At 49.0% G+C, this 24,144-nt stretch carries 26 protein-coding genes; 11 read left to right on the top strand and 15 right to left on the bottom strand.

Going from position 1 to position 24,144, the window contains the following annotated elements:
- Window positions 1–11 precede the first annotated feature (11 nt).
- Together IYN85_RS12900 and IYN85_RS12895 are read left to right on the top strand one after the other, a co-directional pair.
- Complete coding sequence (locus IYN85_RS12900; RefSeq protein WP_196159325.1) at window positions 12–1,421, top strand: ATP-binding protein; 1,410 nt, start codon at window positions 12–14, stop codon at window positions 1,419–1,421.
- A 134-nt stretch (window positions 1,422–1,555) separates the two neighbouring features.
- The gene (locus IYN85_RS12895; protein WP_196159324.1) at window positions 1,556–4,306 is read left to right on the top strand and encodes a hypothetical protein; all 2,751 of its coding nucleotides are present in this window, start codon (window positions 1,556–1,558) and stop codon (window positions 4,304–4,306) included.
- A 192-nt stretch (window positions 4,307–4,498) separates the two neighbouring features.
- Here the strand turns inward: IYN85_RS12895 and IYN85_RS12890 are convergent, their stop codons facing one another.
- On the bottom strand, window positions 4,499–4,771 hold the full coding sequence (locus IYN85_RS12890) for a TMEM165/GDT1 family protein (protein WP_196159323.1): 273 nt from the start codon (window positions 4,769–4,771) through the stop codon (window positions 4,499–4,501).
- A gap of 568 nt (window positions 4,772–5,339) precedes the next feature.
- On the opposite strand from IYN85_RS12890, the gene IYN85_RS12885 reads away from it, so the two are divergent.
- The gene (locus tag IYN85_RS12885) at window positions 5,340–5,957 is read left to right on the top strand and encodes a PEP-CTERM sorting domain-containing protein (protein ID WP_196159322.1); all 618 of its coding nucleotides are present in this window, start codon (window positions 5,340–5,342) and stop codon (window positions 5,955–5,957) included.
- Between the two features lie 69 nt (window positions 5,958–6,026).
- Here IYN85_RS12885 and IYN85_RS12880 read toward each other — a convergent pair whose 3' ends face one another.
- The 7 genes from IYN85_RS12880 to IYN85_RS12850 form a co-directional block, all read right to left on the bottom strand.
- Entirely contained in the window at window positions 6,027–6,533 is a 507-nt protein-coding gene (locus tag IYN85_RS12880; protein WP_196159321.1) for a cytochrome c, read from the bottom strand.
- Entirely contained in the window at window positions 6,534–6,731 is a 198-nt protein-coding gene (locus IYN85_RS12875; protein WP_196159320.1) for a heavy-metal-associated domain-containing protein, read from the bottom strand.
- A complete protein-coding gene (locus IYN85_RS12870) occupies window positions 6,724–9,093 on the bottom strand; it encodes a heavy metal translocating P-type ATPase (RefSeq protein ID WP_196159319.1) in 2,370 nt (789 codons plus the stop codon). Before IYN85_RS12870 ends, IYN85_RS12875 begins: the two co-directional genes overlap by 8 nt.
- Window positions 9,094–9,309: 216 nt before the next feature.
- The gene (locus IYN85_RS12865) at window positions 9,310–9,789 is read right to left on the bottom strand and encodes a peptidylprolyl isomerase (RefSeq protein ID WP_196159318.1); all 480 of its coding nucleotides are present in this window, start codon (window positions 9,787–9,789) and stop codon (window positions 9,310–9,312) included.
- Window positions 9,790–9,912: 123 nt separating this feature from the next.
- Window positions 9,913–10,485 (bottom strand): hypothetical protein, encoded by a 573-nt coding sequence (locus IYN85_RS12860; protein WP_196159317.1) that lies wholly within the window; start codon window positions 10,483–10,485, stop codon window positions 9,913–9,915.
- On the bottom strand, window positions 10,485–10,919 hold the full coding sequence (locus IYN85_RS12855; protein WP_196159316.1) for a DUF411 domain-containing protein: 435 nt from the start codon (window positions 10,917–10,919) through the stop codon (window positions 10,485–10,487). The genes IYN85_RS12860 and IYN85_RS12855 overlap by 1 nt, the downstream gene beginning before the upstream one ends.
- Before the next feature lie 100 nt (window positions 10,920–11,019).
- A complete protein-coding gene (locus tag IYN85_RS12850) occupies window positions 11,020–11,415 on the bottom strand; it encodes a hypothetical protein (RefSeq protein ID WP_196159315.1) in 396 nt (131 codons plus the stop codon).
- Between the two features lie 147 nt (window positions 11,416–11,562).
- Here IYN85_RS12850 and IYN85_RS12845 point away from each other — a divergent pair, with 147 nt between their 5' ends.
- Window positions 11,563–11,820 carry a hypothetical protein gene (locus tag IYN85_RS12845; protein WP_196159314.1) on the top strand — a complete coding sequence of 86 codons (258 nt, stop codon included), beginning with the start codon at window positions 11,563–11,565 and terminating at the stop codon, window positions 11,818–11,820.
- On the opposite strand, the gene IYN85_RS12840 is transcribed toward IYN85_RS12845, so the two are convergent.
- The 4 genes from IYN85_RS12840 to IYN85_RS12825 all read right to left on the bottom strand — a co-directional run bounded on the left by IYN85_RS12840 (window position 11,817) and on the right by IYN85_RS12825 (window position 15,773).
- Window positions 11,817–12,467 carry a hypothetical protein gene (locus tag IYN85_RS12840; RefSeq protein WP_196159313.1) on the bottom strand — a complete coding sequence of 217 codons (651 nt, stop codon included), beginning with the start codon at window positions 12,465–12,467 and terminating at the stop codon, window positions 11,817–11,819. The genes IYN85_RS12845 and IYN85_RS12840 overlap by 4 nt on opposite strands.
- A gap of 384 nt (window positions 12,468–12,851) precedes the next feature.
- On the bottom strand, window positions 12,852–13,826 hold the full coding sequence (locus IYN85_RS12835; RefSeq protein ID WP_196159312.1) for an ion transporter: 975 nt from the start codon (window positions 13,824–13,826) through the stop codon (window positions 12,852–12,854).
- Between the two features lie 20 nt (window positions 13,827–13,846).
- Window positions 13,847–14,281, bottom strand: a complete 435-nt coding sequence (locus tag IYN85_RS12830; protein WP_196159311.1) for a GAF domain-containing protein — start codon at window positions 14,279–14,281, stop codon at window positions 13,847–13,849.
- Window positions 14,268–15,773, bottom strand: coding sequence for a polyphosphate:AMP phosphotransferase (locus IYN85_RS12825; protein WP_196159310.1), 1,506 nt, complete (start codon window positions 15,771–15,773; stop codon window positions 14,268–14,270). The genes IYN85_RS12830 and IYN85_RS12825 overlap by 14 nt, the downstream gene beginning before the upstream one ends.
- A gap of 94 nt (window positions 15,774–15,867) precedes the next feature.
- On the opposite strand from IYN85_RS12825, the gene IYN85_RS12820 reads away from it, so the two are divergent.
- The 4 genes from IYN85_RS12820 (at window position 15,868) to IYN85_RS26160 (ending at window position 18,236) form a co-directional block, all read left to right on the top strand.
- Window positions 15,868–16,647: a trans-aconitate 2-methyltransferase gene (locus IYN85_RS12820; protein WP_196159309.1), complete on the top strand. Its 780-nt coding sequence runs from the start codon at window positions 15,868–15,870 to the stop codon at window positions 16,645–16,647.
- A gap of 239 nt (window positions 16,648–16,886) precedes the next feature.
- Window positions 16,887–17,624, top strand: a complete 738-nt coding sequence (locus IYN85_RS12815) for a Crp/Fnr family transcriptional regulator (RefSeq protein WP_196159308.1) — start codon at window positions 16,887–16,889, stop codon at window positions 17,622–17,624.
- 215 nt (window positions 17,625–17,839) lie between these two features.
- Window positions 17,840–18,034, top strand: a complete 195-nt coding sequence (locus IYN85_RS12810; protein WP_196159307.1) for a hypothetical protein — start codon at window positions 17,840–17,842, stop codon at window positions 18,032–18,034.
- Between the two features lie 73 nt (window positions 18,035–18,107).
- Entirely contained in the window at window positions 18,108–18,236 is a 129-nt protein-coding gene (locus IYN85_RS26160; RefSeq protein ID WP_255533743.1) for a hypothetical protein, read from the top strand.
- 394 nt (window positions 18,237–18,630) lie between these two features.
- On the opposite strand, the gene IYN85_RS12805 is transcribed toward IYN85_RS26160, so the two are convergent.
- The 3 genes from IYN85_RS12805 to IYN85_RS12795 all read right to left on the bottom strand — a co-directional run bounded on the left by IYN85_RS12805 (window position 18,631) and on the right by IYN85_RS12795 (window position 22,197).
- Window positions 18,631–19,293: a GGDEF domain-containing protein gene (locus IYN85_RS12805; protein ID WP_196159306.1), complete on the bottom strand. Its 663-nt coding sequence runs from the start codon at window positions 19,291–19,293 to the stop codon at window positions 18,631–18,633.
- Window positions 19,294–19,633: 340 nt separating this feature from the next.
- Window positions 19,634–20,707, bottom strand: a complete 1,074-nt coding sequence (gene ddlA / locus IYN85_RS12800) for a D-alanine--D-alanine ligase (RefSeq protein WP_196159305.1) — start codon at window positions 20,705–20,707, stop codon at window positions 19,634–19,636.
- Between the two features lie 107 nt (window positions 20,708–20,814).
- Window positions 20,815–22,197, bottom strand: coding sequence for an MATE family efflux transporter (locus IYN85_RS12795; protein ID WP_196159304.1), 1,383 nt, complete (start codon window positions 22,195–22,197; stop codon window positions 20,815–20,817).
- Window positions 22,198–22,317: 120 nt separating this feature from the next.
- Here IYN85_RS12795 and IYN85_RS12790 point away from each other — a divergent pair, with 120 nt between their 5' ends.
- From IYN85_RS12790 to IYN85_RS12780, 3 genes are read left to right on the top strand one after another with little or no spacing between them, the layout of a single operon-like run.
- Window positions 22,318–23,148 (top strand): AraC family transcriptional regulator, encoded by an 831-nt coding sequence (locus IYN85_RS12790; RefSeq protein WP_196159303.1) that lies wholly within the window; start codon window positions 22,318–22,320, stop codon window positions 23,146–23,148.
- Between the two features lie 30 nt (window positions 23,149–23,178).
- Entirely contained in the window at window positions 23,179–23,655 is a 477-nt protein-coding gene (locus tag IYN85_RS12785) for an NUDIX hydrolase (RefSeq protein WP_196159302.1), read from the top strand.
- Window positions 23,656–23,685: 30 nt separating this feature from the next.
- Window positions 23,686–24,144 (top strand): GNAT family N-acetyltransferase, encoded by a 459-nt coding sequence (locus IYN85_RS12780; RefSeq protein WP_196159301.1) that lies wholly within the window; start codon window positions 23,686–23,688, stop codon window positions 24,142–24,144.

Genomic DNA, 24,144 nt, shown 5'->3' with positions numbered 1-24,144 from the left:
CGAGGTCTATCATGAATCAGGCAAGTGCACTAAACCTAATTGAGCCTGACCCGCTGGGCGGCGCAGAAGCAAGTGATATTCAGCGGTTAAATGCCGACGCTTTATCGGCTGAAATTGATTGGTTTAATCGTGTATTGACCTGTCGATTTAATTTGTATTTTGAACAGGGTGAGAACCCATTCTCGGATATCAACGAGATACCCGTGCCTGATTTGAGTACGGATAAATCAATGTATGCCCAAACGATTCGTCTGTTCGGTTTCGACGAACGTGAACGACTGATACTGATTCTGGCCTTGCTGCCCAACATCATGCCGCAAGCGCTGGATACTTTTTTTATTCGGAATAAGTTATTCGATAAACCCTACTCCGAGTTTGGTGGCTGGCAGAGTGGGCAGCACCGTGGCTTCATGCCAACCATTGAGACTGCGGCGTTTTTAATTGCCGGAGGAGATATAGAGAAACGTTTTGTCTTAACAGAACTCTTTGAGCCCGACCATCCATTCACGGCCCATAACATTTTGATGTTGGACTACAAGCAGTTCGGTGAACCCTTTTTTTGCACCACGTTGGGCATGAGTACTGAGTATTTGAATCTGTTTACGACAGGGGAAGTTCATAAACCTGACTTCAGTATGACATTTCCCGCCAAACGGTTAACCACCGCAGCCTGCTGGGATGATCTGGTATTGGCACATCATGTAAAGGATGAGGTCCGTCATTTAATTTCCTGGGCACATGGTGCCAGAACTATTATGCAGGACTGGGGCTTGGCTAAGGTGTTAAAACCTGGCTACCGTGTTCTGTTTTACGGTCCACCGGGTACCGGTAAGACCATGACAGCCAGTCTGATCGGCGAGGAAATCCAATCGGATGTCTACCGAGTCGATTTGTCTGCGGTGGTGTCAAAATATATTGGTGAAACCGAGAAAAATCTGGCCAGCCTTTTTGATCAGGCTGAAAAGAAAAAATGGATTCTGTTTTTCGACGAAGCGGACGCGCTGTTTGGCAAACGCACGCAAGGGTCCACTGCGAACGATCGACACTCAAATCAGGAAATATCCTACCTTTTGCAGCGCATCGAAGATTACCCCGGCATTGTTATTTTAGCGACCAACTTACAGGGCAATATAGATGACGCCTTTTCGCGCCGATTTCAATCGATGATTCATTTTGCCATGCCAGATGCCCAGCAACGTTATCGAATATGGAAGAATTCGATTCCCGCACAGTGCCCGTTAGCGGACGACGTAGATCTGCATGCCCTGGCCGATAATCATGAGCTGGCAGGTGGCGCCATTATCAACGTCATTCGGTATGCGGCCATACAGGTTGTTCAAACCGGATCTGATCACATTACGCAAGAGTTTCTGGACCAAGGTGTTGTCAAGGAACAGCGAAAAGAAGGTAAATCGCTTTGAACGTACAATCTAATGCCATCGTACGGCGTCGACGAAACGTCGATTTGAGAAGCTATCTCAGGAATGCTTGCCTAACCGTTTTCTGTACGATGCTCTTGTGGGTTGCCAACTCAGCTTTCAGCGCTCAGAGCGAAATGAGTAACCTGACTGGTTTTACCTGTGAGCAAATAACCCAAGACAAAGCACTGACTGAAGGGCGTATTCTTGCGGTTTTGATTCAAAGTGGGCTCGGTTGGTTTTTCGATAAAGAAGGCAATGCCATCCAGGTTAAATATGGCGCAGATAAAGCCATGTTGACCGATAACATTGTCGGCCCTGTAACCCTGGGATGGTTGCGAGATTATTGTGTCGAATCTGAATTTCTGGAAAAGGTTTCCGCCATTTCAGAAAACAGTCGGTTAATCGTGAATTCAAAAAAGGAAGACGCCACCCGGGTGTTGCTAGCGTCTGCTTTGGTTGAAGACCTGATTTTCTCGATGGAGTTGGAAAACAAATACCCTGATTGGCAAGTGTTGGTCCAGCAGCCTGATTTTGAAACCTGGTTTATGAGCTATCAACAAGGTCTTTCCGATCAGACAATGTCATCCGAGACGGACAGCGTCGCAGGGAGCGACACACCCACGTTATCCCGGGGCGATCTTAATACGCCGGTGACGTTGCATTCTTCCATGTTCATTTTGCAGGCCATTGATGCTTATGTCGCCCAGCATCAACCTACCGTAGTAGCGACACCCAACATCACGGTGACGACAGTGAATTTGCCCGACGTTTATTTTCAAGTGACGGAGGCGGATCTGCTGACGTTGCAAACTGTTAACTCGGTGGTCACCGCGCTAAACAACCAGCGCCCCGAAATGGAAACTCAGCTGGCGGCGCGGAATGCGATACGGACAACACTGCAACCCCTTATTGATGGTGGCGTAATATCGCCCGCAGGTGCGATCGACAATTGGATTGGCAATCTGGTGGTGCCGGTGGTCGTGAAAGCTGATGATGAAGCCGATGACAGTGATGCCAGCGCAAGTGCGTCCGCGACGAAGCAGGTCAGTGAAACGACGGCCAATACGTCGGCGACGACCACCGTAACCACAACCAATTCTGACAACACCACGACTACGACAACCAGTGTCAGTGAACAGAAAAGTACGGCACAGACCGAAATGGCGACTGACACGACACAAGCCATTGTGTACACGGTGACGGATGCCTCTTTTCAACAGTTCTTATCAGACAGTGGCTTTAGCGTGATTTCTGAGGACGCGATGGCGCAGCTAACGTCACTGGTCGCGGTTGAATTTAACACCGCAAATCAGCTATACATGGCGGTAACCCAACCGCAAGCGCTTGAGTTATCCCCGTCGCAGTTCACCTGGCTTCGTTCGGTGGCGATCAAATCCGGGATCAGCGATCAAACGTTGTCACCATTGTCCTGGTCTGGAAATGATTGCAATTGCTCACTACAGGCGACCGACAGTGAGTTGTATTCTAACTTCATATATGGAATTTACCCTTTTTGGCAGAGTGAATTGGGTGATTACGAACCGGAAGCTATTAATTATAATGTGTTAACCCGTATAGGTTACTACGGTGTTTCGTTAAACGAGGCCGGTACCGTGGATGACTGGCTTCACCTGCAGAATAAAAAGCCCTATTCAGAATTTGTCAACGATATTCACAAGTACCGGGCAAAGCTGGATATGGTGCTGACGGATCGTATTGATGTACAGAACAGCACCTTAAGCCGAACAGAGCTGGCGAATGCCCGGGTTTCCAAATTTGACGATGAACTTGTTCTGTCGTTAGCCTCGCATGTTAAAACCGAACTCAACGATTATTTTTTTAACCGTATCCGACCCACCATTTCTTTTGGAGTGAGCCGGGTGCGTACACTGGCCGACGGTATCACACTGGATCTGGACCTCGCCGATATGACCGACCCTGAGCAAATGAAGCAAGTAACCCGCTTTATCATAAAGTTAAAAATGACATTGAACGACGTTGCTTTTGATGAAAACAAACTCAGTGAATTACCCAATGCCAAAAATGACGACGACTTTTACGTCAACCTGATGGTGAATTATCACGATCTCGGCAAAGGCTACTACGTACAGGAAAACATGGACATACTAGCCGACTACTTGAATATCATTTTGGTTGTGGTCGACCCGATTGATTTGCCTTCGAGCTACTTGGACGCGAGCCAACCTGTTAGTACGGCGGTATCTTTGACACCCGTTGAAACTGACAATGCGCAAGGAGCATCTGAAGCATCCGATGGCGATTCGGCTGTTACTCAAACAGCGACTGACCTGACCCCAGCTATTTCATTGATGGAAGCTCTGCACGCTGAGTTGGACAGCAAGTCATCCGTTTTGAATGGTTTGAAAATCATGGAAAAATTGGTTCCAGTGTTAGCTAATAATAAATACACCGAAGACGAATTCATCGCCACCGTAAAGTACAGTGAATGGAATTACGGCGGCGTCGGCCTGTGGACAATGCCATTAACCGTTAATGAAACGACGGCTCTATCTTCGCTGTTTTTCGTTGAACCCAGCAGTGCGGTCGAGGTCGCGTTGGAGCCTGTGTGCAAAATCGTCTGCCCCAATCGCTGGCCTGCCAGGCTGCTGCTGTTTTTAGTCGTGGTGCTTTCCGTGACACTGGCGGTCGCTTCAATATGGTTTTATAAGTTGCAACGCTTTTATCGCACCAGTTGGTTTGTCATATATCTGGTGGCCTTGGCGGTATTTGTCATGTTGGTTTTGTGGTGTGACCCCTATTGGCAAAGTCAGCACTTGTTGATACTCGCGTGTTTGATGGCCTTCGTGATTGGCGTCGTGTTTGTGCGAGCACTGTTGCAGCGCAATGCCAGTCGATTTCCATAGCCCGGAATTTTCATCATAAGTCGAATTCTAAGGGGAATTCAAATCAATGGCTGAGCATTGTCATGCGTTTTAAGCATGACTCGCTGTGCCCGGTAACCCTCGCCATGCTCATTCGTCGATCCGACCGGACTGAAGTGATTTGAATCGATCGGCGTAGCCAAAGGATAAAACCATTGGCTAGCGACTCCTTAGTTAAGCGCTATAAAGCGTATACGCGCCAATGGCGATAAAACCCACGCCGGCAATGTAGTGCAGGTATTTTTCATTGATGTATTCAGACAGTAACGTACCAGCCAGAACACCTATCGCAGATGCGACAATCAATGCGGCAGACGCCGCAAAGAAAACCGTGTATTTACTGACGGCTTTATCGGCCGCAAACAACATCGTCGCAAGCTGAGTTTTGTCGCCCAATTCAGCGATGAAAACCGACACAAATATCGTCGCAAAAATTTTCCAATCCATCCTTTTACCTCATAAGAATTGCGTGCACGAGTATACCAAGAGCCGGTTGTTATGGTTAAAGGTCAGTTGTGACCAGGAAGTCTGCATTAAGGGCACCTCTAAAATGTCCGTCCGTCTCTGCGCGTGTGCTAGCCCGCCCCGTTGGGGAATTATGAACGAGCTTATGGCTGTGTTGAAAGCTTTTAACTTAGCCCGCTAGGTTTTCAAATTTCCGCCTTGCCCTAAGCGCGTTCTTAAATCCAGAGTCAGTTGGACTTTCTAGAGGTGCCCTTAAGTAACAGTTTGTTAAATTTTTGTGATCTCTTTCACTGAAAACTGCCGATTTTCTTTACAGTAAATCGGGGGATTCCTGAGAAAGAGTCGGAAACTTTAACGATGTCCGCAAAGTTTAAATGTTACTGGATGTTAAGTGTCTGATTTCAAGGAACATTCATGAAGCAGGCAGGTGTTTTGCAATGTATCGATGGCCGCTGGATTAGGGGAGAGGAAAGTACCTAGTTACTTTTCTTGCATATGAAGTAACACGGCGGTGCAGGACAGAAAGGACTTAAACTTGGAGATTATAACAATGAAAGCAACCACAAAGATTTTGGCAGGCACAATCGCCACCCTCGCAATGTCTGGTTTTGCCAGTGCATCCTTTATTACTTCCAGCGGTGATGCGTCGTTGTCTGGCGGTAATGTGATTGATTTTGAAGATCAAACCTTAGGTACATACACCTCATTGACCATTGATGATGTGACCTTCACAGCCAATGACAATAACCTTCGAATAGACAACACCTATCAACAGTACAATCAATCCGGTATTTATCTGGATAACGGTACATACGGTGGCAATGGTTTTGGGTCATTAACGTTTGATTTCGACGGTGGTACCAGTGCCTTTGGTTTCACCTGGGGCATGGCAGAAAGCTTCGCTTCCTGGAACCTGTCGGCATTCGATTCATCCAACAATTTGATTGAATCTTACATTTTGCCATCAACTGGCTCGAGCAATGCCGGTGAGTTCTATGGTATTTCTGCGGCAGACATTTCTTATGCGACCTTGTCCTGGGATGGCTCTTACGACTGGATCGCCGTTGACGACTTCACTTACGTCTCTTCAGTACCAGAACCAGCGACTTTAGGCTTGTTGGCACTCGGTTTATTAGGCTTGCGCGCCAGCCGTAAACAACACGCTTAAAGATTCGTTTTGCATCATCGAAAAGCCATTGCCACGGTCCCGTGACAATGGCTTTTTTTGGATCGGCTTTTATTCCTCCCTACTGCTCAGTTCCCGTTCCAGCCATAAATCATAGGTTTTGTCTGGCCAGTAACTTTGGAAACTGGCGATTAATTCTAATCGCTGCTCGGTGTTCAGAACCTGCCCCCAAGCTGGCATAACGCCTCCCAGTGGTGCACCACCGTCACGAATCACCATATCCAATACTGCAAGCGGATGGTGCCAGGCATGGGCGGTTCCATTCAAGGGTGGCGGCGGATAGTTTCCAGTGGCATCAGTGGTTCTCCAATTGGGTGTCGACTCGGCTTTCACGCCGTGGCAACCGGCGCAGTATTGAGCAAAGTTCTGTTTCCCCTTGTCAACTTGTGCCGGGCTGTACCAGCGACCGGTTTGCGGGTTGGCGAGCAATGAAACGGTTTTCGGATCAATGTTCGACGTCGCTTTGGCGCCTTGGTTATTGGTTGCCTGTTCAGTGTCATCTGAACAGGCAACCAAGGTTATCGCGGCGCAGATGGTTAACGTAATCGTTCGTATCATTTAACCGTCTACCACGTCAAAGCCAGCATCCTCGACGGCATCGGCCAACGCCTGTTTATCCGCACTGCCTTCGACCTGGGCAATTTTAGTCTCCAAACTGAAGTGGACTTCGTCGACACCGCTGACTTGACGGATGGCTTTTTCAATGGAGTTCACGCAACCCTGACAGGTAGCGCCTTCAATTTTCAGTTCAATCATGAGAGTTTTCCTTTATCGATGTTGGATTCCAACGCAGTAATAATATGGAGCTGGTGACCACGCTAACACTGGAAAATGCCATGGCAGCACCGGCTACGACCGGACTTAAGAGGCCGAAAGCGGCCAGCGGGATGCCTACGCAATTGTAGATGAATGCCCAAAACAGGTTCTGTTTAATTTTTCGTTGGGTTTTACGGGCAATCTGAATAGCTTCTGTAATCAAACCAATATCTGAACGCATCAATGTAATACCCGCAGACTCCATCGCAACATCGGTACCGCTGCCCATGGCGATGCTGGCGTCTGCGGCGGCGAGTGCGGGTGCGTCGTTAATGCCATCACCGACCATAATGACGCCGTTAGATTTCTTCTTCAATTGGGTAATCGCCTGGGCTTTGTGTTCGGGAAGCAGGTTAGCCATCAGGTCGGAGATGCCCAATTCCTGAGCAACGGCTTCGGCCGCATTCTGATGATCGCCAGACAACATCCAACTATTCAACCCGGCTTTGTTTAACCAACGGATGGTATCTTTGGCATCATTGCGAATCGGGTCCGTGATGTCGAAACGTGCGGCAAGTCGATCGTTCAACGCCACCCAAACGGTGCTGCTGGCGGCCAAACTGCTGTGATAGTCATCAGGTATGGACAACTCATATTCAGTCAACAGTCGCTCATTACCAATGAGTAGACGCTGGTCTCCACGTTTTGAAACGACACCTCGACCCGACAGGTTTTCAAATTCAGCGTCATTATCGTCTGCCCGGACCTCCGCAAGGTGCTCAACCATGGCACTGGCTAATGGATGTTGACTTTGACGTTGTACCTGTTTTACCCAAGGCAGTAATGAATCATCGTCAATCCAAGTTTGCAGAGCGGCCACTTTAGGTGTGCCCTGAGTCAAGGTACCGGTTTTATCAAAGACAACTGCATTGGCGTTAGCCAGAATCTGCAGTTGATTGATATTGCGGATCAGTACGCCACGTCGTGCGCCAACCCCGCTGGCGGCCATAATGGCTGTTGGTGTGGCCAATCCAAGTGCACAAGGACAGGCAATGACCAAGACCGAGACACTGGCAACGAACGCCGCATCAAGGCTGATAAACCACCATTGTAAAACGAATGCGACGAGCGCTATGGCAATAACAACCGGGACGAAAACGGAAGAGATTTTGTCGACCAGTTTTTGGATATCTGGCTTCTGCATCTGAGCATCATTCACCAGCTGCACGATTTGCTTTAACCGGAACTGGTCGGGTGAACTGTGTACTTTCAGCCGGATACTGCCATTGGTATTTTTTGTACCCGCCAGTACTGTGTCGCCGGTCGTTTTGGTAACCGGAATGCTTTCACCGGTGAGCATGGCTTCGTCAATGGCGCTGCTCCCACTGACGATAACACCATCTGCCGGTACAGTATCGCCAGGTTGAATTTGCAATTCATCGCCCAGCACCAAGTCGTTCACATCGGTTTTTACTAAGTCATCGCCTTGCCATTTCTGTGCCGTGGGAGGCTGAAGGTTCATTAACTTTCGAATGGCGTCGCTGGTGATGTTTTTGGCTCGTTCTTCCATCCACTTGCCGAGCATGACCAAACTGACCACAACCGCAGCGGCTTCAAAATAAAGGTGTGAACTGCCCAAAACCAGCCAAAGATAGAGGCTATAGAAATACGCCGCACTGGTACCCATGGCGACGAGCACGTCCATGTTGGCCGATTTGTTTTTCAAAGAGTGATAGGCGCCAACATAGAAACGATAGCCAAGCCAGAATTGAACCGGCGTCGTCAGAATAAACTGGACCCAGGATGGTAGCATCCAGTCCGCGCCAAATAACCCGGCAAACATAGTGACGACCATGGGTAGGCTAAGTGCGAGCCCGATCAGTGAATGCGTTAATAGCGTATTTGCTGACGCGGCTGTAGTCTGTGTTTCGTTCTCCGTCTCCACTACCGGATAGTTGATGTCGGCTAAGCGATGTTTAATCTGACTGAGTGTCGTCAACCCAGCATACCAGGTCACTTTTAACTGTGATGTTGCCAGGTTTACCGATGCCTGTTCAATGCCGGGCATTTTACCGAGAACTTTTTCAATGCGATTAACGCAGGAAGCGCAGGTAATGTTGTCTACCGTGACCGTCACTTCCTGTGTTTCCAGTCCGAAACCTGCGGCAGATACCCACTGTGGAATGTCGGCCAAATTGGTTGCTTCATCGACGGATAAATCGAGCGTTTCGAGGGCTAAATTTACATTCGCACGTACCACACCGTCGTGTTTATTCATGGCTTTTTCCAGCCGAGTCACACAGGATGCACAAGTTAGGCCGGTGACCGGCAAAACCACATGGGGGTTGTTGGCTGTTGTCATGTTCTCACCTCTGATTGTTCGGTGCGTGTTCGTTATCGATCATTTGGGTTAATGATGCGCTTTAGAGGGGCTCTAAGGTCAAGTTCACACTGAAAAGAAGCTGACTGGCAGGAAAAAGTTTGGTGCTGTTTTGATTACATACCTAAAAAAGCAACGTCCGTTCATCAGCATAAACCGATCGCGGACGTCTAACATCTAACGTCTCAAAGGCGTCGATCAGTGATGAACGCCACCGCGGCCATGCACATGCCCATGGCTGATCTCATCGGCATTCGCCGCGCGCACAGACACGATATCGATGACAAAGCTCAGTGTCTTGCCAGCCAGTGGGTGGTTAATGTCGCAGTCAGCATTGAATTTACCAACTTTGACCACGGTGACCTGTTTACGGCCTTGGTTTGAGTCAACCATAGCCACCATGCCGGGCCGCCATTTTTTGGATCCCTGAAGGTGTTTAATGGGAATACGCTGGATCGAGTTTTCCTGACGGACACCGTAAGCTTGCTCTGGTGTCAGTGTGACTTCGATTTTATCACCGGCTGCTTTGCCTTCGATGGCTTCTTCAATTGCGCCGAGCATATTCTTATGGCCTTGCAACATAAAAACGCTGTCACCTTCGTGACTGCTTTCAATCAGCGTCTCACCTTCGCTCATGGCGTAGTGCAGCTCAACAACGGTATCTTTGGTGATGTTCATCATAAATCTCTGTACGTGTAATTAACAAAAAGGAGGCTCTTGCCAGGTTGAATGCCTGGCAAGAGCCTCTGGATGGGGTGCAGTATAATGCGAAGTGGTCAGTCTGCCTATGCGCTGGACCGGTTAGGGCGTTGTGTTGGCAGTAGCGCCCGGTAGTACGGTTTTGATCTCGCCGAGCGCGACCCCTGGCAGCGTGAATTGCTCGGATTGTGCCTTCCATTGTCTGCGGTCACGCGCCAATGGTTGCAGAGTGATCTGGCCGAGCCCTAATGCACTCAGATCGATAGCCTGCTCCTCAAATGTCGCGTTATACAGCACAATTTCAGCAGTTTGATTCACCTTGAGTGGCTCGGACAAGCCGCTCCACTGACCGTTTTCAAACGTCAACTGTACCAGTGGAATCGCGGCCAGGTCTGTCAGGTAATCAATCAACATTTGTCGATCCGTTTCCGACAATACCGTGGCCAGTGGCTTCATGGGGTCATTTTCGGCCAAACTCTCGTTCAGACGTACCAAGCTGGCGCCGCGAATGTAGCCACCGGCCTGGCCACCTCCTTCCGCGCCCAAACCGTGGCAAACCGCACAACCATAACCGCCAGATTCGAAGTACAGCCTTTGTCCCGCTTCCAATGCTGTTTCTTCAGCTTGTGCCCCTGTCATGAGGAGCACAGCAAGCAATACTAACAGGCCCTTCATCAGTATTTCTTATACAGGAACAATTTATTCTGGTCATCGAACCCAATGACATTGAAGCCACTGTATTCAACACCTTCGGCCGCCATACCCGGTGAGTTAGCTGGCATGCCGGGAACGGCCAAACCACGAGCGCCTTCTGGAGGGTTCGCCAAAAACGCCATAACATCCTGCTCTGGGATATGGCCTTCAAATACGTAGTCATTGATGACAGATGTATGGCAAGAGCCCAATTGGTTCGGCACGCCGAGCTTATCTTTGGTGCGCTGTAAGCTTACAGGGTGTTTGATATGCACTTCATGGCCAGCGGCTTCCATGATTTTCACCCATTCAGAACAGCAACCGCAGGTGGGGGATTTATAAACGGTAATGGTTTCTGCCCAGACAAAGCCAGTCATAAAGGCCAGTGTTAACGCAATGCGAGTTAGGTTTTTCATAAATAAGCTCCAGAACTAATGTCAAATAATTGTTTTTCAAACGTTGTGGGACATTATGGACATACTCTAGACGGTGTTCGAGACGAGTTTGAAGAACGTCCTAGAGTTGCCCGATAGCCTGGGGTGGGCGATACAGTTGTTCGGTGCGTGCGCGAGGGCTGGTATAGACCAGTTCTAAGGATGGCTGGATAGCCGAAGACAGGGGCAAAGTTGGTATTGCTGGTACAGCAACCCAAGTGACGCATTGGCACCCAGCGGTCGTGCAGCAGTCTGATGCTGCGTCTGCCGAGTTGTTCAAATCACAACGATTCGCGGTTAGTGGCTGCTCAAAATCATCGGCCAGGGTAGTGGAGTGCATGCTGTGAGTAGGTGTGGAAACTTGCTCGGAACAAGATGCCGACATCGATGCAACGGCAGGCATGGGCAAGGAGGCCAGCAAGACGAAGGCGATAAAGCATTGGTAAACCCAACTATGTCGACGCAGATCGAACAGCATGGAATGTTCCGGTGGAAATATTAAGCGGATAATACCAGAGATTTTTAACTGGTTTAGTTGTGGCAGGTCAAGGCTGGGTAAGGTTTGCCTGTTGCTGACATTCAGCAGCGCTAAAATGGATACAAAGCATGGGTGGTGAGGTGATTTATGTTACACCCAGCAAAGTCCAAGTTACCTGTAGCGGTGCGCCGCGCGCTAGAGTCCCCGACTTTCGCTTCCAAGGCGCAGAGTTTCGGTCGCGCCTATGCTCTGTATTTTGCGGTCAAATGGGGTGTGCTGACGGTGGTTGTCGGCATCATGTCTCAAGTAGAAGGTTTTCAGCTGGCCTGGCTGTTGTGGTGGCCCGTCATTGGCATTCCTGGTGCGCTGGGTTGGCGAGCTCACCGAAAACACGCCCAGTCTTAGGACAGGGCGCTGATTATGGTGTTAGCCCAGTACAACGCGTCGCGGAACATAGCTTCAAACTCACCCGGCATCGGTTCACGTTTTTGTGAGTTTGGGTTGCACTTAGTGTCAATGATCATCGCCTGTTTAATGGTATTGCGCAGGCCGTAGTCCAAGTTCTTAATGGCTTCTTTGCGCTCAAGTGGCAACTTGAATAACAGGCTGATGGTTTCGGATTTCTGGATTTTTAAAAAACGTTTATGCGTCGTTAATGCAGCTATAAACGCTAGGTCTTTGTTAACGGGACCATTGGTTTTAAATAAATCTGAACAGAGTTTGGCCCTTACCATAAGCTGTACGATCTGCGCGCGAGTGGGTTGGGACACATCCAACAACAGGTAGGCAAAGAGAAACTGTTTACTGTCTATCAGACCAAGGAATACGATTGCATGATTCACCGTTTCAATACGAGTATCGCCATCTTCCTTGCGCTTATTGGCATAGCTGATCAACACCCGTGCGCATTCCGCATCGGCCTCAATACATTCGATCAGCGTACTCAGTTCGCAGTCGTACGTTACCAATTTGGGTGCCAACAAGCGCATATTGGCATTCAGCAATGTTGCGCTGGCCCCTGCAGGGCGGTTGTCTAGTTTGGGCTGTGTCACTCGTCATCCCTGTACAGCGTTTGAAAAAAGTCAAACTCAGGTAAAATTAATCGGCCGGTCTTTATAGCAAAACAGCCGACGAAATGCAGCACAAAACAGGGACATTTAAACGCGAAACGTTAAGGCCACTCTGAATAATTGCCATCTACCTCAGCGGGTGAAGAAATGCGCAAAATTCGAAGTAAGTTCTGCAGGCAATATTCATCATCTTGGCAAAGGACTTAACAACGAAATTTGCCATTTCAGCCCTCCCTCCGGGTCCTTCAGATCGATGACTGAGCTTTGTTGTGTGTTTTGAAAAGGACTCGCCATTCCCTGCAACACACGCCTCGCTCATCCTTCGATCTGATAGGACTGAGGTGATTTGAATTAATCAGAGTTGCCTTAAGCTCCGGGTTGGTCAGATTGACGCTGTTGGAATAATGGCTTTTTACAATGAGGGCACTGACGCAGGCTGTGCTGCATTCTTTTGACGTATTCGTGTGTCAGTTTTTCAACGTCATCTTCAGTCAAACCCAATTGGTCCCTGAGGCTATTGAGGTCTGCTTGCTCCAACGGGCTTAAATAGCCGTCATCGAAGACCTGTTCCAGTCGTTCTTCATAGGTAGAACGTCGACGATGAACCTGATCCGCGAATCCACTGGCAAGGATACCTGCTGGCAATGCAACCATGCCAACTCCGATTACGGTAATAAAACCGCCAAAAATTTTACCCAGCACGGTAATCGGAACGACATCGCCATAGCCAACGGTGGTCAGTGTTGCCATAGCCCACCACATGGCATCCGGTATGCTGCCGAATGCATCTGGCTGGACTTTATGTTCAATTACGTAAATTCCGCTGGAAGCCAGAATCAGTAACATAAGCAGTACGGAAAATGCAGCAAGAAACGCGTTGGCTTCTTCCTTGAGAACACTGAGAAGCAGGTTCATTGCACCAGAATAACGAGTCAGTTTAAAAATACGCAGCAAGCGAATAATACGTAAGAATCGCAGATCGATAACGAAGATAAACATCAAGTAAAAAGGCAGGATGGCGATTAAATCGATGATCGCCAAGGGGGTCCGCATATACTGCAGACGAGCCTTAGTTGGGTGTGTATCAGCGTATCCCGCGAACTCCACGCATGACCAGATACGAAGCACATACTCGACAGAAAAAACGGCGACAGAAAACGCCTCAAACGCAAAAAAATAGGCGCGGTAGCGATCATGAAATGCGGGTATCGATTCGAGCACAATGGCAATGACATTGAGTAAAATCAACACAATCAATAAAACATCCACCGTGCGACTGAAACGGTGGTTGCCATCTACGCTGAGTATGCGTGCAATTTGTTTGCGGTGAGTTTGAATCAACAGCAAGCCTCTTTAATAACTTAAACGGAGTTGGGCTCGATTGCCGCTTCAACTTCGCGGGCGAGCGATCTAACCAGCGCTATGTCAGCCTCCTGAAAGGGGGGCAGTTTTGGGCCGAAGCCAGAAAAATTCAGCGTACCAACAACTTTGCCATTCTTTTGCAGAGGCTCTCCAATGTAGGCCTCCAGTTGCATCGCGGTGTAAATTGGGTGCAATACCATGGCTTTTATTTTACCGACCTCGTTGTAGGTAATGGTATCCCCGCCTTCAACAACCGCGTGGCAATAGGTATTTTGAACCTCGAACAAATCACCTTGTTTGACAGTATCCAACACACCATCAACGGCGATCACTGTGTAGTCCTCACCAACGATGTGACTGATGATAGCAAAATCACAATTCAGCTGTGCTCTGACGGCCGCCATTTGAGGGTGGAAGTCTTTATTCAGTTTCATCGGGGCTTCTCGTACTCGGTGCGACTGTTGTTGATTGTAGATGATGTTTCATCTCTGTAATCAATGTTTCGAAGACGGCAATGCGAGCGAATCGTTTGTCCTGTGCCGGTATAACATGCCAATGGCAGTGTTCGGTATCGGTTAACCTGAGCATATCTTCAATAGCTTGTTCATAGGCGGGCCACTGCTCACGGTTGCGATAATCTTCATCGGTAATTTTATGCTGTTTATGTGGGGTGATCTCACGGGCTTGAAAACGACGCAGTTGTTCATCTTGGTCGATATGCAACCAGAATTTCACCACCAGAATGCCGTAGTCGGTGAGTTGTTTTTCAAATTGATTTATTTCGGTGTACGCGCGTTGCCATTGAACATCCGAGGCAAACTTTTCAACGCGTTCAACCAAAACGCGGCCATACCAACTGCGGTCAAAAATCGTCATCAATCCATCAGCCGGTATATGTCGCCAGAAACGCCAAAGATAATGACGGGCGATGGCGTCATCATTCGGCTTTGCGATAGGGACGATCCGGTATTGATCAACGTCTAATGCCGACACCAAGCGACGGATTGCCCCGCCTTTGCCAGCAGCATCGACGCCTTCGAATACGCAGATAACCGATTGCTTTGCCCGCAAAGCACGCTCGGCGAGTTGTCGTAACTCTGTGCTGTATGTCTTGAATTGATGTTGGTACTCGGCTTTGCTGAGTACACTTTTTTCTGCCAGGGCTCGCTGCAGTCTGTTTGGCGTTTGCTCTGTTGATGTTGACCAGGGTTTAACGTCCGTTTCGGGTTCTGTATCCGACACCTGTTGCAGGCACGTTAACAGGTGGCGACCCACGAGAACATTCCGTTTGAGTGGATGATCACTGTCGACGATTGACCAAGGAGAGGATTCGGTATTCGTTGCTGACAGTATCTGATCAATGGTTGCCATCGCGGTATCGTAGTGCTCATACGCCAACTCATCTTTTCGATCATAGTCATCGGCGTCTGATGTGTTTTGTCGCTTATTTTCGTGGGCTTCATAAGAAAGATGCAGCCAGAATTTGACGATAACCGAACCATTGTCGGAGAGACTTTTTTCAAAATCGTTAATGTCCTGAATGCGCCTGCTACGTTGAGATTTGTGCAGGGCACCGTTGAGGGTTTGCACGATGGTGCTGCTCGTCCAATCCCTGAAATAGAGCGCAAGCTGGCCTTGGGCAGGCAAGTCCTGCCAGTAACGCCACAAAAATGGGTGCTCTTGCGTCAGTTGCTCAGCGGGGCCGTACGCATTAAGTTTGATAAATCGCGCGTCCAACCAGGTCATCAGCGTATTAATCAGTTCGTGACGACCCGCCCGGTCATCACCGGCGATGACAACAATCACTGAGGTGTTCAGGCCGCTGATCCGGCGTTGCTGTTTGAGCAGTGCAACACGTAACCGATCAACCTCCGCTTTATACAGAGGTTTTTCAAGTACTTGGGGATGGGTTAAAGTAGGTCGCACGGTTGGCTATCTCGCCATGTTCAGCATTTACCCCTTTAACCATAGGCCATGACACACGGTTTTGTCATGCAAATCCAATGAGGGAACACCATTTATGAAACCTGCTCATCTAGCCCGATATTATGGCGATCAATTCCAGGACCAGTCTATTGTTGACCGGTATCACAAGCGTCCGGCTTATGACGAATGTGTTTTTGATGCACTGACTGCGCAGTTGCCCGCCCACGCCCGCATACTTGATGTCGGTTGCGGGACGGGGGAAATTGCCATTCCGCTGGCAGAGCGGGGTTATGTTGTTACTGCGGTGGATCCATCAGCAGCCATGATTGAAAAAGCCGCGCAGAAAAGCCAGCAGGTTGAATGGCACCAAGCTTACGCTGAAGCCTTTCACTTACCAGAAGATCTGTCGTTAATTGTGACCGCCAACAGTTTGCATTGGATGGATTGGCCGGTGGTGTTTCCGAAATTTAAGCAGGCGCTCCGGGCTGACGGCATGTTAGCGGTCATCACCGGCGGTGAGCTGAGTGATTACGCTGGGCAAGCTGAGGTGATGGCGCTGGTGAAGGCTTACTCAACCAATCAGGATTTCACGCCCTTTTCCTTAATCGAGTTGATCGAACAGGGTGGTTTCTTTAAAACAGAACGAGTGGTCTCGACCGATCCCGTGCCATATCGCCAATCCATTGCAGATTTTGTGGAATCGATCCACGCTCGCAACGGGTTCAGTATTGAGCGCATGGGTATCGATAAAGCACGTGAATTTGACGCGAAAGTCACAGCAGTATTGCAACAATACGATCCGTTTCAGGTCAATGGTGTACTGGTCACCACCGTAAATTTTGGTAGACCTTGTGACGGAGAAAGAGGTGAATAGTTCGAGCTTACTGAGGCTCAGTAGCGTATAGTGATTTTCGTCTGTGAACATCCGGTTAGTATTCAGCCCATGCGTGTCGTAATCTGCCTGCGCCGTGCTTTTCAGATCAATTGCGCATATATCTGTGTAATTGAAACACTTAAACTTAACGCACTCGTAAACCTTAAGGTATGACGGATTGTAGCGCGTTGATAAATCAACGCGTTACTAAGCGCAAAAACCTAAAGAAAGTTTACGCCATGATCGATGCAAAACCTTATTCCCTCGACCCATTACAAAACCATCTCCTTGCTTCACTTCCTGCCGATGTCCAAGACCGGTTGCTGCCAAATCTTGAATTAGTCAATCTCGAATTAGGCGCCGTCCTGTATGAATCGGGTGATGCGTTACACCATGCTTATTTTCCTGTTGATTGTATTGTGTCGCTGCTTTACGTTATGGAGGATGGGGCTTCGGCAGAAATATCCATCGTCGGTAACGATGGTATGTTGGGCACCGCCCTGTTTATGGGTGGCGAAAGCACACCAAGTCGCGCCATTATACAGAGTGCGGGTCATGCGTATCGCGTGGGCCGGAAAATCTTTAAAAGCGAGTTCTCCCGCCACACCGAATTGCTGATACTGTTGTTGCGCTACAGTCAGGCATTGCTCACGCAAATTGCGCAAACAGCCGTGTGTAATCGGCACCATACAATCGATCAGCAATTATGTCGATGGTTGCTGTTGTCATTGGACCGGCTGCCCAAGAATACAGTCGTCATGACGCAGGAATTAATTGCCAACATGCTCGGCGTCCGCCGTGAAAGCGTCACCGAAGCCGCCGGCAAATTGCAGAAACTGGGCGTCATATCGTATCAACGAGGCCATATTACCGTGCTTAACCGACAACGAATGGAAGAGCTGTCGTGTGAGTGCTACGCGGTAGTGAAGAAAGAAACGGATCGTTTATTGCCTCTGCCAAAACCCTGTCCCAGCTAATCCGATTCTGCTTTCCAATGTACGGTACCGTACAGACTTCTGCATTTTTTTCTCCGATAGTATTGCGGTAGATTGACGTGTACTGAATGCGGAATCTGACAGTTTTCGCAAAATTCCAAGCAGAAAAGTCTGCACGCAATCTCCTGTGTTTGATTCGCCACTTAAGTGAATTATTGAATCGGTCATTTATCGGTTCATTAACGAGGAGATTTATCATGAAAGTATTTACCGCTGAAACCAAAAAACAGCAAGCCCAGAAACTACCGGCAGAAGAGAACTCGGTCGTATCTCGCCACCGTTTGATTGAGCAAGAAGCCTACATGCTGGGACAATCGCGTGCCGAAGGCGTCGGCGATGCTTTGGACGATTGGTTGCTCGCGGAAAAGCGAGTCGATAAGCGACTGGCGTAATTGCGCCAATTAGATCGCTCAGCGATACTACGAACAGTTCTGAGCGCATTCCAATTCTTAGAGGAACAGCATCATGAGCAAAGAAAGGCACAGTAACAAAGAAGACAAGACCCCGGCGTCTTCAACCAAAAAAGAGAAGCGAGCGGCTAAAAAGTCGAAACGTGAAGAAGACTCTCGAGTATCGACCTTAGTCGAAAAATAGTCTCCTTCTAATCTTATACATTGGTTGTTAACACTGAAGGCAAAATTGTCCTGGATAGTTCATCATTCATAACGTCTAACATGGTTTGGTGGGGTGTCCGGGCTTTTAATTTACATTCAGTCAAGTCAAATTAGTTTGAATTTCTCTATTCTTGTCAGATTCAGGACTGGAGAGGTGGCGCGCATCGAAAGGAGTGGCGAGTTTTTAAAGCAAACAATATTGCTCTTCTGATGATCCTAATCACTGCGGGAGAGTGGGTAGTTGAAAATTGCTTTGCCAAGCTTGTGAATATTGTTCGTAGAGTTTGCTAAAGCCTGCTGGCACCGAGGCAGATAATTATCATTCTGCCGTGCCCAATTTTTTTTACACCTCATCAGGTTAGAGTGTTTTTAGATCACCGCAAAAGTGGCAAGCTTTTTTCTTGCGACACCTGTTTAGCTGTGTACATCTTGCTATCGGCATATTTGATAAGAGCGTGTTGATCTGCACCATGTTTAGGGTAAATAGCAACCCCGATACTCGCTGAAATCGAAAATGCTTGTTCGCTAATGTTATAGGGTTTGGCAATGCAGGCAAGGAGTTTGGATTTCAGCTCAAACGGGCCCGAAACGTTCTCCACATCTGGTACAAGTACAACGAATTCGTCACCCCCATACCGGTAAACTGAATCAGCATCTCGTATACAGGAATTCAAGCGGCTCGCAACGTTAATCAGTAAAGCATCTCCAATGTGATGACCGAAGGTATCATTAATGCGTTTGAAGTCGTTTAGATCCAACAACAGCACTGCAACTAAATTCTGATGTCTTATAGCATGCTTTATTGCCTGATTCAGTCTATCCCTTAACAAGCTTCGATTGGCCAAACCCGTTAACTCATCATGATGGGCGAGATGTTGTGCTTTTGATAACTTGTTTTCGAGTGCCGTAACTTTATGTTTTAGGGTACGAATAGTCTTCAGCATGACACCCGTCGTCTCTGACGCTGGCTTTGCATTGTTGCTATCGATGGACGTGAGACGATTGATAATCATTTTGTCTGTTTTCAGTAATAACATAGCAAGCACCTGAGCAGTCATACTTTGGGTTGATAAGGCACACCTAGGGCCTGTAAAAAAAGTGCCTGCTAGTCCATTGATATATGAGCATCCTGTCTCCGCCGCACGGTAGACCCCAAGTGCCACGGTAAAACTGAAGAGAACGATATATTTCGATATCAAATGATCAGCATTTGAGTATAAACAACTTGCAGATGAATACTGTACGATAGCGAACATAGATCGAATTGTTCACAGGGACAGCTGTCATTTTTTACTTAACAGGTCAATTGAGTGCGGAGGCTAGTCTTGTTCCTCCATGAGCAACGTGCTCACAGAGGTAAGAGGGATGGCTTTCGCGTTATTCGCGGAAATCGTCGATGGCCAACTGAATCAGAGTATCGATCAACTTGGAGTAGGAAACGCCGCTGTGTTCCCACAGTTTGGGGTACATGCTGATCTTGGTGAAACCGGGCATGGTGTTCACTTCGTTGATATACACTTGGCTGTCAGGGGTCAGGAATACATCCACTCGAGTTAAGCCCCGGCATTCCAATGTGGTGAAGACCTGCTTGGAAATCTCACGGATACGGTCCGATTCTTCTTCTGAAATCTGCGCAGGAATGCTTAACGTGGCACCGTCAGCTTCAATGTATTTGGAATCGTAATCGTAGAAGCCATGGTTTGCGGCAATCTCGCCACAAATCGATGCTCGTGGGTCATCGTTGCCAAGTACGGCACATTCAATTTCTCGGCCGACAACGGCTGCTTCGACCAACACCTTGCTGTCGAAGCCAGAAGCCTTGGCAACGGCTTCGATCAATGCCGCGCGATCGTCGGCTTTGCTGACGCCAATGGAGGAGCCCATATTCGCCGGTTTCACAAATACCGGGTAGCGCAAACGGTTTTCAATGGTGTCGATCAATTCGTTACTCAGGTTACCGCGCCGTACGAGTTCGTAGTCGGCAACGTTCAAACCGGCCAATATCAGCAGACGTTTGGTGAAATCTTTGTCCATTCCGACCGCGGAACCAATAATGCCGCTGCCCACGCAGGGAATATTCGCCAACTTGGCCAGTCCTTGAATGGATCCGTCTTCGCCATAGGGGCCGTGCAATACCGGGAAAATAACATCGACATTTGAAATGCCCGCCTGCCCGCTAGTGTTCATCACCTCGCCTTTATTGGCGCTGGCTAACAATGCGACGGGCTGACCATCGTCGTTCAGTGCGATGAGTTTGGGGTCGTCCTGATTCAACAGGCAAAGCGTCGATTCATTCAGTAACCATTCGCCTTGGGGGGTAATGCCGATCAACACCGGCTCATACTTGTCTTTATCAATGGCGTTAATGATGCTTTTAGCAGACTGCAGGGAGACCTGGTGTTCAGCGGAACGACCGCCAAAAATAATACCGACTCTTACTTTTTTAGACACTGACGACAACCTATTTCAACAAAGGGAGGAGACCCGGTTGGGTCTCCTGTCACAAAGTCGCCATTATGGAGTTGGACGCAGGGCAAAGGCAACTTTCAACGGCGATTTTAAGCCGCGATAGGGGTGATATCCGGGTGATCGGTCTCATCGTCGGTCAGATTTTTCAGCCAGATTTTCTTCAAAGCCCGGTGCGTCACCATCCCAGCCTTAGCGATTTCTTCGACTAATACCAACGCGTAAACCCAGACATAGCTTAACTCAAAGACGAAGGCGCCGATTAACACAGCAGGAATCGACAAGCCCCACATCGCAATCATGTCGACACCCAGGACATACTTACTGTCGCCGCCTGCCCGCAGTACGCCAACGATCAGTGTCATGTTCAACACTTTGACCCAGAATGTCAGGCACATCACCCACATCAGCTGTGCACTGAGCGAGTAGAGCGAACTTTCCGTATCCAGCAACAATGGCAGAAACAGAGGGGTGGCCGCCAGAATCATTAAACCGATAATCATCGACCCCATTGGTGCAAAGGTGGCGAAGCGCCTGGCGAGTAGCGTCGCCATGTCAAAATCATTACGGCCAAGGCTCTGACCCACCAAAACCGAGCAGGCGGTTACCAGACCAAAGAACAGCGAATGGTACATTCCCTCAATCGGACTGATCAAGCTGAGCGACGCTAGCGCATCGGTACTGACCTTCGCCGCCACACCGTGGTACACAAAGGTTCCGATACCCCAAACGGAGAAGTTAACCGTCAATGGCCAGGCCGTTTTAAAGAACTTGGGCACAAAGCGGGCAATATCGGTCACGCAGGCGATCAAATTGCCCAGCGCAAACGCGTGCCGGTGTCTGCCGAGGTATAACAGTAACAGGACAACCTGTACCAACCGTGCAATATCACTGGCAATGGCAACGCCGGACACACCCAACTCAGGAAAAACGCCCACACCGTGAATCAGAACATAGTTTAAGACTATGTTCATAACTATCGCCAACGACGACAGCAATAAAGGTGTCATTGTTTCGCTGCGTGCCCGCAGGGCACTTTCAAAGCTGATGATAATGTGTGTGAAGAACAGCAAGGGCACGGTTAACCGCAAGTAGTTCACGCCCAGTTCGATCATCTGCGTGTCGTCGCTGAGCAGGCTCAGTAATTGGCGAGGGAACGCAAAGAAAGCCACCGCAATCGGCACCAACAGCAACAGACCTGCTATATTGCCCAGCGTCAACACCGCTTGTGTGGCGTGTTTGTTGCCACGACCATGATACTGCGCCACGAGGATCGAAATAGCGGAACCAAAGCTGGCCATGACCATGATCAACACAAAATGCAGCTTCGCACCCAAGCCGATGGCCGCCACCGACGCAGCACCAAGACCGGTCACCATGAAGACGTCAGACATCCCCAATAACGAGATCAGCACGCTTTGCAACGCAACCGGTAGTGCCAGTTTCATAATTTGCTGAAACAACGGTGTTTTCATGTGCGAACCTCGCCACAGGGTGAAGGAAATCATTGTGCGGCCAGTTTATGAATCCGCTGGCGGAATAGTATGCGCAGAACTATGATTGGCATGTTAATTCCTATCATTTTGTGTTCGCCTATGAGTTTTAAATTCACCAATCGGTTGGAAATCGGCAAGGACTGCTTTGAAATTTTCTTAACCAGCGATGCGTTTCCGGAAATGCCGGTCTACGGCGTTCACATGGCCGGGATTGCGCATTTAAAACCGCCTTATGTGGTGGAACGGGTAGACCCGACAGTGCATACCCTGTTGTTCAGCTCCAAAGGGCTTGGCAAACTCACCACGGCCGCTGGCGTCAGCATGATCACTCCGGAAACCATGACGGTGGTGCCCGCACATACCGATGTGCGCTTCGAAATAGACAGCGATCAATGGGACATGTGCTGGATTCTGTTGCCGACCAGCCTGCACTGGAATGCATTGATGCCGCGGATTGGCGAAGTCCGCGCCACCTCACAGGCCATGAATATCTTTTATCTGAGTCACGTTATTGATCAGGAGCGGCATTTAGAGCGCGACTTCCGTGAGCATAGTTTCGCGCAATTGGCCCGTTATATTGAATTCAATCTGAGGGAGAAAGCGCCTAAACAGGAGGATCGGCTGACCGCCGCGTTTGCGCAAGTCGAACAGAGTTTGCACAAGGGCTGGACCGTTGCTGATGTGGCAAGCCTGACCTATTATTCAGAGCCGCACCTGTATCGGTTGTGCAAAGAACGGTTTGGTAAAAGCCCGAAACAGATCATCCGTGATTTGCGCATTGATCGCGCCAAACAATTACTGGAACATACCGACTGGCCTTTGGCTGAGCTCGCAGGCCGGTTGGGATTTTCGGATCAATTTAATTTTTCCAATCGTTTTAAAAAGCAGGTGGGCATAAGCCCGGTTGCCTATCGGCAACAGTTTTTATAGCACTTAAAAGAATGGGGTTAGAGGTTTTTAGTGAGTGAATACCTGCAGCAGTTGCAGCGAGATGCTTCTTCAACCGCGGTGAAGTTACCTGCGTGTGTGGTGATTCTGTTGAATGAGAATGCCGAATTTCTGCTGATAAAAGAAACAGAGCGCCAACAATGGCAATTACCTCTGGATGGTATTCGCGATGGTGAAACAGCCACCGAGGCCACGCTGAGGCTGACCAGGCAACAGCTTGGCGTCGAACCCGCTGAGCTGGAATGCATCGGCTACAGCAGCGCGGACCCGGCTAATAAGATTATCTGGCCAGCGCAGAATATCTTGGTGCAATTGCATGCCTTTGTCATGGTGTCCACCGATTGGCAAGGTGACATATCGCCCGCCACTGACTACGATTCAGCACAGTATTTTGGAATCCGGGATTTGCCACCGGTGCCCGCCCATGTGGATCACTATATTCAGATGTTTACTTCCTGGTTGCCGAACCGGGAATTTCGGTTTCGATAACACGACAACAACCGGGTTCTGAAAACTCAAATGTCGTCAACCACACAGGACTCCGCTTCCGTTATGGCAAGAATTCAGGTTAGCCTTTTTGATCCTGGCCACATTGAGCAGGCACAGCAGTTATGGCAAGCATCACCGGGCGTGGGCTTAAGTGATTCTGACCATGAAGAAAATCTGGCGCGGTTTTTACAGCGTAACCCGTCCACCAGTTTTGTGGCGTTGCAACAGGACAGCGTGGTCGGAACCGTTTTATGCGGGCACGATGGTCGACGCGGCTACGTGCATCACCTGGCCGTAGCCCAAACGCTTCGGCGCCAGGGGATCGGCACGACATTATTGGATTGCGCGCTGCACGCGCTGTATCTGGATGGTATTCATAAATGTCATTGTTTTGTCTTTCGGGACAATCCCGCGCGCGATTTGTTCTGGAACAAAGGGCATTGGACTTATCGTAAAGACTTGGTGGTCTATTCATCTCACACGAGGTAA

Source organism: Reinekea sp. G2M2-21 (assembly GCF_015687175.1).
Lineage (GTDB): Bacteria > Pseudomonadota > Gammaproteobacteria > Pseudomonadales > Natronospirillaceae > Reinekea.
This window is presented reverse-complemented; position numbering and strand designations above follow the sequence as displayed.